14 protein-coding genes are annotated in these 12,690 nt (G+C 46.8%); 4 read left to right on the top strand and 10 right to left on the bottom strand.

The annotated features are described in order from the left end of the window. Positions 1 to 2 precede the first annotated feature (2 nt). Positions 3 to 1,388, bottom strand: a complete 1,386-nt coding sequence (locus BEL04_RS19385; protein ID WP_066006580.1) for a LutB/LldF family L-lactate oxidation iron-sulfur protein — start codon at positions 1,386 to 1,388, stop codon at positions 3 to 5. Positions 1,389 to 1,541: 153 nt separating this feature from the next. Between BEL04_RS19385 and BEL04_RS19375 the strand changes: the two genes are divergently transcribed. Next, positions 1,542 to 2,312 carry a hypothetical protein gene (locus tag BEL04_RS19375; RefSeq protein ID WP_139113117.1) on the top strand — a complete coding sequence of 257 codons (771 nt, stop codon included), beginning with the start codon at positions 1,542 to 1,544 and terminating at the stop codon, positions 2,310 to 2,312. A 24-nt stretch (positions 2,313 to 2,336) separates the two neighbouring features. On the opposite strand, the gene BEL04_RS19370 is transcribed toward BEL04_RS19375, so the two are convergent. The 9 genes from BEL04_RS19370 to BEL04_RS19330 form a co-directional block, all read right to left on the bottom strand. After that, the gene (locus tag BEL04_RS19370) at positions 2,337 to 3,908 is read right to left on the bottom strand and encodes a M28 family peptidase (protein ID WP_066006575.1); all 1,572 of its coding nucleotides are present in this window, start codon (positions 3,906 to 3,908) and stop codon (positions 2,337 to 2,339) included. Positions 3,909 to 4,189: 281 nt separating this feature from the next. Beyond that, positions 4,190 to 4,621 carry a ribose 5-phosphate isomerase B gene (rpiB, locus tag BEL04_RS19365; protein WP_066006573.1) on the bottom strand — a complete coding sequence of 144 codons (432 nt, stop codon included), beginning with the start codon at positions 4,619 to 4,621 and terminating at the stop codon, positions 4,190 to 4,192. Between the two features lie 8 nt (positions 4,622 to 4,629). Then, positions 4,630 to 5,499, bottom strand: coding sequence for a twin-arginine translocase subunit TatC (gene tatC / locus BEL04_RS19360; RefSeq protein WP_066006571.1), 870 nt, complete (start codon positions 5,497 to 5,499; stop codon positions 4,630 to 4,632). 77 nt (positions 5,500 to 5,576) lie between these two features. Continuing rightward, positions 5,577 to 6,917 (bottom strand): acetyl-CoA carboxylase biotin carboxylase subunit, encoded by a 1,341-nt coding sequence (gene accC / locus BEL04_RS19355; RefSeq protein ID WP_066006565.1) that lies wholly within the window; start codon positions 6,915 to 6,917, stop codon positions 5,577 to 5,579. A 139-nt stretch (positions 6,918 to 7,056) separates the two neighbouring features. Beyond that, positions 7,057 to 7,536 (bottom strand): acetyl-CoA carboxylase biotin carboxyl carrier protein, encoded by a 480-nt coding sequence (gene accB / locus BEL04_RS19350; RefSeq protein ID WP_066006563.1) that lies wholly within the window; start codon positions 7,534 to 7,536, stop codon positions 7,057 to 7,059. A 216-nt stretch (positions 7,537 to 7,752) separates the two neighbouring features. Next, on the bottom strand, positions 7,753 to 8,742 hold the full coding sequence (locus BEL04_RS19345; protein ID WP_066006561.1) for a beta-ketoacyl-ACP synthase III: 990 nt from the start codon (positions 8,740 to 8,742) through the stop codon (positions 7,753 to 7,755). Positions 8,743 to 8,753: 11 nt separating this feature from the next. After that, positions 8,754 to 9,692 carry a phosphate acyltransferase PlsX gene (plsX, locus tag BEL04_RS19340; protein ID WP_066006559.1) on the bottom strand — a complete coding sequence of 313 codons (939 nt, stop codon included), beginning with the start codon at positions 9,690 to 9,692 and terminating at the stop codon, positions 8,754 to 8,756. 15 nt (positions 9,693 to 9,707) lie between these two features. Further along, entirely contained in the window at positions 9,708 to 9,899 is a 192-nt protein-coding gene (rpmF, locus tag BEL04_RS19335) for a 50S ribosomal protein L32 (RefSeq protein WP_066006558.1), read from the bottom strand. 12 nt (positions 9,900 to 9,911) lie between these two features. Then, entirely contained in the window at positions 9,912 to 10,442 is a 531-nt protein-coding gene (locus BEL04_RS19330) for a DUF177 domain-containing protein (protein WP_066006556.1), read from the bottom strand. Positions 10,443 to 10,809: 367 nt separating this feature from the next. On the opposite strand from BEL04_RS19330, the gene BEL04_RS19325 reads away from it, so the two are divergent. The 3 genes from BEL04_RS19325 to BEL04_RS19315 are packed head-to-tail and all read left to right on the top strand — an operon-like array spanning position 10,810 to position 12,687. Further along, a complete protein-coding gene (locus tag BEL04_RS19325; protein ID WP_066006554.1) occupies positions 10,810 to 11,511 on the top strand; it encodes a ferritin-like domain-containing protein in 702 nt (233 codons plus the stop codon). A gap of 11 nt (positions 11,512 to 11,522) precedes the next feature. After that, entirely contained in the window at positions 11,523 to 12,377 is an 855-nt protein-coding gene (locus BEL04_RS19320; RefSeq protein ID WP_066006552.1) for a ferritin-like domain-containing protein, read from the top strand. A 55-nt stretch (positions 12,378 to 12,432) separates the two neighbouring features. Further along, the gene (locus BEL04_RS19315) at positions 12,433 to 12,687 is read left to right on the top strand and encodes a twin-arginine translocase TatA/TatE family subunit (protein ID WP_083228006.1); all 255 of its coding nucleotides are present in this window, start codon (positions 12,433 to 12,435) and stop codon (positions 12,685 to 12,687) included. Positions 12,688 to 12,690 lie beyond the last annotated feature (3 nt).

Raw genomic sequence — 12,690 nt, 5'->3', positions numbered from 1 at the left:
AATTATTCTTCTTTTCCGTTCTGCTCCTGCCAAAGTTGTGCGAACGATTTAGGAGCTACCTGCGGCATTTGTTTAAAGTGCCCCCATGTTTTTTTGAAGAGCAGGTTAAGCAACCTGTTTTTTGATTTGCCGCTTAAAAAGTCGGTGAGCTTGCGGCTTAGCATGGCCTTTCGCCAAAGCGCCCAGCCCCATCTTTCTTTTTTAGTTACGAGGTCTTCTTTCACCGCATCGCGGCGGTTAGCCAGCAGCATTTTGTGTATCTCGATCTTAACCGGGCAAACTTCGGAGCAATTGCCGCAAAGGCTGGAAGCATAGCTGAGGTGTTTAAAATTTTCCATGCCGCGCATGTGCGGGGTGATTACCGAACCGATAGGGCCGCTGTAAGGTGTGTTGTAGGTATAGCCACCCACGTTTTTGTAAACCGGGCAGGCGTTAAGGCATGCGCCGCAGCGGATGCAGTACAAGCCCTGGCGTTGTTCTTTCTGCGCAAGCAGGTTGGTGCGGCCGTTATCAAGCAGGATGACATACATTTCTTCGGGGCCGTCGGTTTCATCGGCCTGGCGCGGGCCGCTCAGGATGGAATTATATACCGTTAAGTTTTGGCCGGTGCCATGAGTGGCCAGCATGGGCCAGAAAAGTCCCAGATCGGCTATGGATGGAATGACCTTTTCGATACCCACAATAGCGATGTGTATTTTAGGAAAGGTAGTACATAAGCGGGCGTTGCCTTCGTTCTCGCTTACGGCGATGCTGCCTGTGTCGGCTATCAGAAAGTTGGCGCCGGTAATGCCCACATCGGCGGTTACATATTTATCGCGCAGCAGCTCGCGGGCTTTTAAGGTGAGTTGTTCTGGCGTAGCATCTAAAGGTGTGCCGAAGCGTTCGTTAAACAACCTGGCGATATCCTCTTTGGAGAGGTGCATGGCCGGCGTAACGATGTGGTAGGGCGGCTGACCGAGCAGCTGTACGATGTACTCGCCCAGATCGGTTTCTAAAGATTCGATATGGTTAGCTTCGAGAAACTCGTTGAGCTGTATCTCCTCGCTCACCATCGATTTTGATTTGACCACCGTTTTGGCGTTGGCGCGTTGCATGATCTGCAGGATCTCGCGCTGGGCTTCTTCGGCATCGTTAGCCCAGATCACTTTGCCGCCACGTTTCTGGAAATTAGCTTCAAACTCGGGCAGTACCTTATCCAGGTTCTCCATCATCTTCCATTTGATGACATGTGCCTTGCGTTTGGCGTTTTCCAGGTTGGCAAATTTCGACAAGCCGCGCTCGACAGCAACATCGTATTTACCGATATTGTAATTCAATATACGGCGGTGATTGCGGTCAAAGGCTTTATCCTCAGCGGCTACTAAAAAATCCTCAGCAATGCTTGTCATACAACGAAATTAATGATTATAATAACGATTGCACCGATTTTGTTGTGATTGCACTGATGTTTTTATCAACAACAAACGGCTCAATCATTTTCGGTATAAACGGATTGCATCATCAGGTTATAATGCCTAATTTAAAACACTGTATTAATTGCCATGAAGAAAAGATATCTTGCAACATTTATCTGCATTACGATGATAAGCTTTGCCGGCTTTGGCCAAACCAGAAGCATGAAAGACCTGATCGGTAAATGGAAACAAACGAAGGTTTGGAAAGGCAAAGACACTATAGAGTATCTTTTTGTTAATGATACTACGTTTGTTATAAAAGATGTAAACGGTTATTACGCGTATGTGAACCGGTACCGGTTCGACTTTGGTAAAGACCAGATAATACTGACAAACCTGCATAAAGACCGTAATGGTGACGATATTACCATGTCGTTAAAATTTATCAATGATCATACATTGGTTTATAAAACCTTAAAAGTTGGTTCGCACGATAATACCCGGTACCCGGAATACACAGGGACGATACTCACTAAGGTTGATAATAAAGATTATTCCGACTTTATTAACCCTACCTTGTTAACCCTGCGCGGTTTGTGGAGGCATGATCGCTATAACTCTGTTAATTTTATAAATGATACGCTGGCCGCTTTAAAAGATGGAGGGGAAACATCTGAGCTATATAATTATACCGCAGACTTTACAAAATTTCCTTACTGGGTGGATTTTAAATCGTCAGAAAATAAAATAATACGTCACGGGCTCTTAATATTCGCTACAGATTCAACAATGATCTTTGAAACCTTTAAAGGCAACAGTATAAAAGATGATTTCACCACATTTGGCAGATACATGTACATCAAACTCGACTCCGCCAGAAAAGCAAGGTTGATATTAAAAAGGGCACATCAGAATTGATGCGCCCTTTTCTTATATTCTAAGTTACTGTTTACCTGTATTACCGTCGACAACGGGGCGTTTATCGCGGTTAGCTAATTCCCAGCCGGTATAAAATACCAGTTGTGCGCGTTTGGCCAAAAGCGGGAAGTTGATCTTGCCGATTTCGTCGGTAGCGCGGTGGTAATCGGCGTGTACGCCGTTAAAGTAAAAAATGATTGGTACGTTGTGTTTGGCAAAGTTGTAATGATCTGAACGGTAATAGTAGCGGTTCGGATCTTTCAGGTCGTCGTATTTGTAATCGAGGTCGAGCTTGGTGTATTTGTTGTTGGCATCCTCGTTTATTTTATGCAGGTCGCTGCTCAGCATCGACGAACCTATCACATACACATAGTTAGCCGAATCGGCTTTGCCGGTGTATTCCTCACCCACACGACCGATCATATCGATGTTCAGGTCGGTAATGGTATTGGCCATCGGGTATATCGGATGATCGGTATAGTATTCTGAGCCCAATAAGCCTTTCTCTTCGCCTACATTACCCAAAAAAAGGATGCTGCGGCGTGGGCCGTGGCCTTCTTTTTTTGCTTGCGCGAAAGCAGTGGCGATCTCTAATATGCCCGTGGTGCCCGAACCGTCGTCATCGGCGCCGTTGTAAACTTTATCGGTTCCGCTGGTGGTTAAGCCCAGGTGATCGTAATGTGCTGAGAAAACCAGCACTTCGTTTTTGAGATCGGTGCCCGGCATGTAGCCTAATACTTCGGCAGCTTTTGCAGGCTCGCAGGTAGTGCTGACGCTCAATGCGATATCGGCTTTGATAGTTTGATTGGCCTGCATGCCATTGGCATCGCCTGATGCTTTAAAGGTTTCAAAGGTTTCGCCTGAGCTGGATACCAGTTGGTTGGCAGCTTCGGGCATAATACTGATGACCGGAGCCGGTGCAACAATAGGCTTGTCGGGTTTGATGCTCAGGCTGGCACGTGGCACAAAATTGCCGCCTTGACCGCCGCGCTGGCCCCCGCCACCACCCTGACCGCCAAAACCGTTGCCCGATGTCGAGGTGATAATAATAGACGGTTTTTTACTTTGGATAAAAACCAGGCGTTTGGTGATGTTTTGCCGGTTTTCGCCGTCATTAACCAAAAAAACTGCTTTCCCTGTGATGTTGGTATTGCCCAATTCGGCAGCAGGGTCGCCGCCTACTTTGTGGCCCAGATAAATAATTTCGGTGGCTTTAAAGTCGTAGTCCTTACTCTCGCCGGTGATGTACGAGCCGATGTTAAAATCTTTGCGCGGCGCAAAAGCGGTACCGTTAATGGTTAACGATTTTGCCTGTGCAGTTGTAGATAGTAAAGGCACATCCTGGAAGTAAGAGCCATTTACCGGCGGCTGTAGGCCCAGTTTTTTAAACTGACCGGCAATGTAATTAGCCGCCATGGTTGCGCCCGGTTTTGCAGTTTCGCGGCCCTCATACTCGTCAGAAGCTAAGATACTCAAATGTTTGCGGGCATCCTCGGCGGTAATGAGCTTGGCGTACTTTTCGGCAACAGGGCCTTGCGCGTGCAGCCGTCCCACAAAAAGGGCTATCGCAATAGCGGAAATGTAAAGTTTTTTCATGAAAGTCAGTTAATTTTAAACTAAGTTAATAACAAAATCTAAATTGACTTTATAGCATTTTTGTTACGATTTGGTTGATTGAGTTGATTAGGTGAGCAGTTGATTGGTGGGGGAGCGCCGGGATGCTTTAAGAGCATAGGGTGAGTGCGATTCCTTCCCTGGGGAAGGTGTAGGAAGGGGTTTATAAGGGCGATACGGGACAAACCCCTCCCTGCCAAATCACAGGCCCGCTGCGCTCCTCCCCAAGGAGGGAATTAAGAACTGTGTTTGTAGCGTGGATATTAACAAGCCATTTTGCCGACCCGGCTGGCATGTCGGCCGCCCTCAAATTCGGTGGCGAAGAAAGTTTCGATGATCTTTTGCGCAGTATCAAAATCGATAAACCTTTCGGGGATGCAGACGATATTGGCGTTGTTGTGGAGGCGTGCCAGGCTGGCCAGTTCTTCGTTCCAGCAGATGGCTGCGCGGATACCCTGGTGCTTGTTGGCGGTAATGGCTACGCCGTTTGCGCTGCCGCAGACGAGGATGCCAAAATCAAACTCGCCGCTTTCGACGGCTTTGGCTACCGGATGGGCAAAATCGGGGTAGTCGACAGAATCGGCGGCGTAAGTACCGAAGTCTTTCAGTTCGGTTACCTTCAGGGTTTGAAGTAATTGTTGTTTGTAGCTGAAACCGGCATGATCGGAGCCGATGGCGATCTTTAAATCGTTCATATAGTCTTTTACGAATTCAGAAATTCCTGTTGTTTTTTAAGTCTGCGCGCCTGTACACGTGCAGCTACGCCGATACTTAGTTCATACAGTAAAAACAGCGGCGCACTAATTACCAGCATCGTTGTCACATCCGGAGTAGGGGTAACCAGCATGGCGATGATCATGATGACGATGATGGCTATGCGGCGCCTTTCGCGCATGAATTTTGGCGTCAGTATTCCCAACGATGCCAGGATGTAAACTATCACCGGCAACTGGAAAACGATACCGCTTACCAGGGTAAGGGTGGCTACCGAAGTGAGGTACGAATCGATAGTAAAAGTATTCTGGATATCGGGGCTGATCTCGTAATTGGTTAAAAAGTGCAGCGATAAAGGTGCTACCACGTAATAACCGAAAAGGATGCCCACTGTAAATAACGATGAGGCAAAGAACACAAAACCATTGGCTGCCTTTTGCTCTTTCTCTGCCAAGGCTGGTTTTACAAAGCGCCATATTTCCCAAAGCAGATACGGGAAACCTAAGGTGATGCCGATGATGATGGACGAGTTGATCTGCAGCGAAAACTGGCCGGCCAGCTCGGTATTGATGATCTTGCCGGGCAAATCTTTATCTATACACATGCCCGGGTTGTTGAGCAGGGTGCCCAGCTTGCAAAGCAGGCGGTAGGTTGGGAAGCCGGCATGTTTGGGGCCCATAATAATGCCCTGCCATATCCGCTCGAAATAACAAAAAGCCACCGTGGCAAAAACTATAATCGCTACGGCCGAACGGATGAGGTGCCACCTTAAAACCTCAAGGTGATCAAAGAACGACATCTCGGCTTCGAGGTTTTTAGCCTTACCCCTTATCGCATTTAACAATCTATTCTCGCTCATGTATATAGTGTAGATAAAACAAAAGTACCACTCTGTAAGGTAGAATGGTACTTTGCGTTTAAATTATTGCAGTTTCATTATTCTGCATATTCAAAAGTTTCCATGAATTTGGTAGTGAAGTTGCCCGCACGGAAATTCGGATCTTTTAAAAGCTTTAAGTGAAACGGTATGGTGGTTTTTACCCCTTCGATCATGAACTCGCTCAGGGCGCGCTCCATGGTGGCTAAAGCCTCTTCGCGGGTTTGTGCAACTGTGATCACTTTGGCTATCATCGAATCGTAATTTGGCGGGATAACATACCCGGCATATACGTGGGTATCTACACGCACGCCGTGGCCACCAGGCGAGTGGAAGTTGGTGATCTTACCCGGTGATGGACGGAAACCATTATTCGGATCCTCGGCGTTGATACGACACTCAATGGCATGCATGGTTGGCTCGTAGTTTTTGCCCGAGATAGGTACGCCGGCGGCAACTTTGATCTGCTCTTTGATCAGGTCGAAATTGATCACTTCTTCGGTAACCGGGTGCTCCACCTGGATACGGGTGTTCATCTCCATAAAGTAGAAATTGCGGTGTTTATCCACCAAAAACTCGATGGTACCGGCGCCTTCGTATTTTACGGCTTTGGCGCCTTTGATGGCGGCATCGCCCATTTTTTTACGCAGCTTTTCAGTCATAAACGGCGAAGGCGATTCTTCGACCAGTTTTTGGTGACGGCGCTGGATAGAGCAATCCCTCTCCGAAAGGTGGCAAACCTTGCCGTATTGGTCGCCCACAACCTGTATTTCGATGTGGCGCGGATCTTCGACATATTTTTCGAGGTAAATACCATCGTTGCCAAAAGCGGCGCCCGACTCGGCGCGGGCCGAATCCCAGGCGGGTTCGAATTCTTCGTCTTTCCAAACAACACGCATACCCCGGCCACCGCCGCCTGCCGTTGCTTTTAAGATAACAGGATAACCTATTTTGTTGGCGATGCTGATGCCTTCTTTAACATCGGCAACCAAACCTTCAGAACCGGGAATGGTAGGTACGCCGGCTTTTTTCATGGTGGCTTTAGCCGAAGCTTTATCGCCCATGCTGTTGATCTGATCGGCGGTAGCGCCTATAAATTTGATATTGTATTCGGCACAGATGGCCGAGAATTTAGCATTCTCCGAAAGGAAACCATAACCCGGGTGTATCGCATCGGCATTGGTAACTTCGGCAGCCGAAATGATGTTGGGTATATTGAGGTACGAATCGCGGCTTGGCGGCGGACCGATACAAACGGCCTCATCGGCAAAGCGCACGTGCAGACTGTCGCGGTCGGCAGTTGAATATACAGCTACAGTTTTGATGCCCATCTCTTTGCATGTGCGGATGACACGCAGGGCTATTTCACCACGGTTAGCTATTAATATTTTTTTGAACATTTTTTTTTGTTTAGGGATTTCACCGATTATCTTCTGATTTCACCGATTATTTAAAGATTACACTGATTGGCGTAGGATTTCACCGATTGTTCCAGGCATCGGTGTAATCACTCTTCAAATCGGTGCAATCAAAATTAAATTAAATAGGCTCAACCAGGAACAGCGGCTGATCGTACTCAACAGGCGAGGCGTTATCGACCAATATTTTAACTATACGGCCCGAAACTTCGGCTTCGATCTCGTTAAACAGCTTCATGGCCTCGATGATGCACAATACATCGCCGGGTTTAATTTCGTCGCCCACGTTAACAAACAAGGGTTTTTCGGGAGCTGCCGAACGATAAAAAGTACCGATCATCGGCGATTTTATCGTGATATATTTTGAGGTATCGGCTGCAGGTGCAGCAGGAGCCGAGGCTGGTGCTGCAGGCGCTTCTTCGGCCGGAGCAGCTACAGGGGTGGCATATACCGGTGCTGCGGCAGGTACCGTTGCATGCACTACTGTCGGGCCCTGGTTTGTTTTAATTGTGATCTTAAAATCCTCTTGCTCAATAGCAACCTCGTTAACGCCCGATTTGGCTACGAAGCGGATAAGTTCCTGAATTTGTTTAATATCCATTAGTTCGGTTTGTAGTGATTTGGATAAAATTATAACTTAATGTGCAAATGTGCAGGTTTGATGTGCAAATATGCAAATGTGCCGATGTGCAAATGTCAGTATATTTCTCTGATATTTAACACAGCTTATTTTATAATGTTTATACTTAAGTTTAAGTTCAGCTTAAATGCTCTTAATCATTCGCACATCTGCGCATTTGATTAATTTGCACATTGATCAATATGCCCATTTTAAATAAATGGATCCCCAGGTAAAGCCGCCGCCAAAAGCCGCTAATATTAAATTATCGCCTTTTTTAAGTTTGCTCTCCCACTCCCATAAGCAAAGGGGGATAGTGCCGTTTGTGGTGTTGCCGTAACGCTCGATATTGACCATTACACGTTCGGGCGGTACGCCTGTACGTGCTATAGTGGCATCGATAATGCGTTTATTGGCCTGGTGAGGTACCAGCCACTGAATATCGTCGGCGGTTAAGTTATTGCGCTCCATCACTTCGGCGGCAACATCGGCCATGTTGGTAACCGCAAATTTAAATACGGTTTTACCTTCCTGATAAGCAAAGTGCTCTTTGTTATCAACGGTTTCGTGCGATGCCGGTTTTAACGACCCCCCGGCTTTTTGGTGCAGGAATTCGCGGCCCGAGCCGTCACTTTTGCAGATCGAATCGATAATGCCGTTGCCTTCGGTATCGGGCTCAAGCAGGACAACGCCGCAGCCATCACCAAAAATGATACAGGTAGCACGGTCTTCGTAGTTTACTATCGACGACATTTTATCGGCGCCAACAACCAATACCTTTTTATAGCGGCCGCTTTCGATGAAGCTTGCGCCGGTTGCCAGGCCAAAGATAAAACCTGAGCAGGCGGCGTTCAAATCGTATCCCCAGGCATTGATGGCGCCAACTTTATCGGCTAAGATATTTGCTGTGGCCGGGAAGGGCATGTCGGGTGTCGAAGTGCAGAAAACGATCACTTCGATCTCTTCGGCAGAAATGCCGCGTTTTTTTAATAAACCTTTAACGGCCGGTGCCGCGAGGTCGGATGTGGCAAGGCCTTCGCCTTTTAATATTCTTCGCTCTTTAATGCCTGTACGGGTGGTGATCCATTCGTCGTTGGTATCAACCATGGTTTCAAGTTCCTTGTTGGTCAATACATAATCGGGTACGTAACCGTTAACAGCCGTTATTGCAGCATGAATTTTACTCATCTATTTGTTGTTTATTGAAAGGCCTGTCGGATTTTATCAACAAGGCCGCTGTTGACCATGTTGCGGGAGAGAAGCACCATGTTTTTGATAGCTGTCGGGCTGGATATACCGTGGCCCACAACCACCGGGGCGTTGACACCTAAGATTGGGCTGCCGCCGTATTGTTCGTAATTAAACCTGTCGAAAAATTCGTCTTTAAAGCCCTTTTTCAGGGTGGCTACGTAGAAAGATTCGGCCATTTTTAAAATCACGTTACCAGTGAAGCCATCGCAAACAATAACATCGCTCAGGTCGCTGAAAACATCGCGGCCCTCAACGTTGCCTGTAAAATTGAATAGCTTGGTTTCCTTCATTAAAGGATAGGAAGCCTGGCAAAGCAGGTTGCCTTTTTCTTCTTCTTCGCCGATGTTCATCAACGTTACGCGCGGGTTATCGATACCGTACACCGAATTGGCGAACAGGCTGCCCAGCACGCCGAATTGTACCAGCACTTCGGGTTTGCAATCGGCGTTGGCGCCAACATCAAGCAAAATATTAAAGCCACCCTTTAGTTTCGGGGCCATCGCCGTTAAGGCCGGGCGCAGAACGCCTGGTATGGTTTTTACGCTGAACATCGATCCCACCAGCATGGCGCCTGTGTTGCCGGCCGATGAAAAAGCTTGTATAGCTCCCTCTTTTAATAACTTAAACCCGACACTGATGCTCGAGTCGGGTTTCTGTGTGATAGCTTTTGTGGGGTGTTCGCCCATGCCAATCACTTCGGTTGTGTGTACAAATTCAAAGTGATCGGGGCTGAAGTTGTTCTCCTGCAGGATAGCTACAGCAATGTCCTTATCGCCGATTAGAACCAGTTTTTCGCCGGGCGATAATTCCTTGTAAGCGTCGATAGCACCTAAAACAGTTGCTTTTGGTGCGTAGTCGCCGCCCATAATATCCAAGCCGATCTTCATCTATGAAAATTAAGCTTAGGCTATTGCGGTGTTTTCGATCAGGATCTTGCCGTTGTAATACAGGTTACCATCAACAGTATAAGCTCTGTGCGGTAAGTGAACTGCACCTGTAGTTTTGCAGGTGGTTAAAGTTGGCGCTTCAGCTTTGTAGTGTGTTCTGCGCTTGTCTCTTCTCGATTTGGATATTTTCCGTTTTGGATGTGCCATAACTTTTGCGTGTTACTTGTTTAATTTTTTGAGTGCATCCCAGCGCGGGTCTGCTTCCTCGTTGTTTTGTTGTTCTTCGTTACCCGATAGCTTGTCAAGGCGGTCGAGCATATCCTTGTCACAATACTGTGTTCTTCCTTCGTCGCTGCATACCGTGATGAACGGCATGGTTACGTTAATATATTCGTATATCAGCCCTGCAATATTGATCTCGTGATCGTTTTTTGTCAGGATGATGATTTCCTCATTGTCGATATCCTCTTCATCGCTGAATTTGGCTATCTGCTGCTCGGTGATGTTCACCTGTTGCGGGTATTCGGCCAGGCAACGGTCGCACGAGAGGCTGATAAAACCATCGATATCGAAATTCAATATCAGCATGGTTTCCTGCTTCTCCAGCCCGACCCTGCAATTCAGCTTGCCTTTTTTTACCAGCGAGTAGTCGAAATGATCGAAAAACTCGTCGGTAATCTCGAAATCAAACTGGTGCTTTCCCAGTTTTAGCCCCGTAAACGGAATTGAATATGTTTTGAGCGATTTCAATGAGCGATAATTAGCCCGCAAATTTAGGAAAAATAATACAACTGGAAAGAGTTTTTTGAAAAAGGGAGAATAGTGTACGTGTTACGCCTAAGTTATTGGCTTTTAAACTTTAATTGTTACCCCCGTTAAAATTTTTTTAATTTTTTTTTAAATCTTTTTTTTCGGCGAAACCATTTTGGTTTAAAGTACAAATTGCCAGCAGGCAGTTGTGTAATTTGAGTTTGTTTGTAACTGTGAGTTTTACTTTGTTATATAATAGTAAATCTTTTTCCTTTTAATAAATAAATTAAAAAACCGCAAGCCGTTTTGAAACGTAATTCCATTAAATAAAATCTTAAGATCTAAATATTTAAACCAATCTGAATTTATGGAAAACTTAACACAGAACGACGAATTCGTCGTACAGGAAAGCTCTGCGCCTTCTAAAATGCAAAGGCGGTCTTTTTTGAAGTACGCCGGCGCCGGAGCCGCGGCAGCAGGCATGTTGGTAGCATCGGCCTGCAAAAAACATCACGACGACAATAATACCGTTGATGTAGGCAGCGGCGACATTGGCGTATTAAACTATGCCTATGCTTTGGAACAACTGGAAGCGGCATTTTACACGCAGGTTGTGGCCACGCCTTACAGTGGTATGAGCCCGGCCGAGTTGACGGCATTTACCGAGATACGCGATCATGAGGTGTTGCACCGCGAATTTTTAAAGGCGGCTTTAGGCGTAAATGCCATACCCGCATTAGGCGTAAACTTTGGTTCGATAAACTTTGCGGATCGTGCCAGTGTGCTTGCTGCCGCCAAAGCTTTTGAAGATACGGGTGTATCAGCCTATAATGGCGCCGGATACATCATAAGTAATTCAACCTACCTTGGTCTGGCCGGTAAAATCGTTTCGGTTGAGGCCAGACATGCAGCCTTTATCCGCGATTTGATCAATTATAACAGCTTTGCCGATTCGAGTGTAATAGTTGATTCTTCCACCGGGCTCGATACTTCGCGCAAACCTTCGCAGGTGTTGCCAATAGTGGCCGTGTACCTTACAACCAACTTAACAGCAAACCAATTACCTTAAAAACAACCGCCATGAATATTTTCAGCATTATTGAAGAAATAGAAAAAGTGGATCCCGAATTTCAGGACAGGATAAGCCCGCGTCGCGATGCTATAAAAAATATAACCAGCTTTGGATCAAAAGTAGCTGTGGCTGCTCTGCCATTTGCCCTGGGAGCTTTATTTAAAAAGGCTTACGGACAAACTACCGTGGGCGATGTAAACGGTACGTTAAACTTTGCTTTGAAACTGGAATACCTGGAAGCCGCTTTTTACAATACGGCCCTCAACACCCCGGGTTTGATACCTGCGGCTGATTTGGCTGCTTTTCAAACCATAGCCGCGCACGAGAACGCACACGTGTCGTTTTTAAAAGCCGTTTTGGGCTCAGCAGCTGTTACACAAACATCGCAGGGTACCGCCGGGGTTTACGACTGGACGGCAGGCGGCACATTGCCTAACTACTTTGCAACCAAAGACTACACCACATTTCTGATTGTAGCAAACGCTTTTGAAGATACCGGGGTGCGCGCTTATAAAGGCCAGGCTCCGTTTATTATTGGTAACCAAACGGTTTTAACTGCGGCACTCAATATTCACTCGGTAGAGGCGCGCCATGCTTCGCATATCCGTACCATCAGGCGTAAGGCCGGTAACGGAACAACGCCTAAATCGTGGATAACGGGGGCAAATGATACCGGTTTCGCAGGTATTGCTGCTAACTACGCAGGCGAGGACAATACCATGCAAGGCGGGGTTGATGTATCGGCATTGATTAACCCCGTAACCGGGGCTAAATTTAGCGCAAGCGCGTGTACTGAAGCATTTGATGAGCCATTAACCTATGCACAGGTATTGCCATTGGTGCAGCCGTTTGGAGTTAAGTAATAACCTGAAGGAAAGAGGCGGAACCGCATGCCTCTTTCCTTAAAAATCAAATGATATGATACACACAGCATTGTTGTTTATGAGCGGTATGGACATTACCGTGATATTGGCCGTGGCGCTCTTGCTCTTCGGCGGTAAAAAAATGCCTGAGCTAGCAAGAGGATTAGGTAGCGGTATCAAGGAATTTAAAGATGCGAGCTCGGGAGTTGTGGTGCCCATTGCTGATGATAACCGCAAATCGCCTGCAGTTACCACGGATGCCACACCTGTTATGCCAGTTGCACAAGCGAAGGTGCATGGGGAAAATTGAGTA

The organism is Mucilaginibacter sp. PPCGB 2223, assembly GCF_001705515.1.
GTDB lineage: Bacteria > Bacteroidota > Bacteroidia > Sphingobacteriales > Sphingobacteriaceae > Mucilaginibacter.
This window is presented reverse-complemented; position numbering and strand designations above follow the sequence as displayed.